At 56.2% G+C, this 361-nt stretch carries 1 protein-coding gene; it reads left to right on the plus strand.

The genetic code is table 11. The features are described from left to right. Window positions 1-35 precede the first annotated feature (35 nt). On the plus strand, window positions 36-361 hold a 326-nt coding region (locus DQG13_RS30415; RefSeq protein ID WP_146767247.1), incomplete at its 3' end, for a transposase.

The following is a 361-nucleotide window of genomic DNA, read 5'->3' on the forward strand; positions in this document are numbered from 1 at the left end:
CGGGGTTCACCAGTTGGGAACAGGTGCGGGTGCCGATGCGGATAATCCGGATGGTGCGTACCGTGGAGCGCAGTGTAAGACGAGGCGGGCGGAAGCAGGAACAAACGGAAGTGCTGGAACGCTGGGTGGCCACGACAATCGAATCCGGAGCGGCTGGAACGCAAACCATCGCTCGAATAGCGGCAGCCCGGTGGGATATTGAAAACATGGGGTTCCATGACTTGAAAACGTACTGGCATATGGACCATCCGTTTGTGCATGATCCGACGGCGATAGAGGCCATCCTGGGGTTTTTGATATTGGCGGTCAACCTGTTTTACTGCTTCGTGTTCGGGCATCTGCATGAGTTTCGAAAGTGGGG

The sequence above is a fragment of the Paenibacillus sp. YN15 genome, assembly GCF_003285005.1.
GTDB lineage: Bacteria > Bacillota > Bacilli > Paenibacillales > NBRC-103111 > Paenibacillus_AR.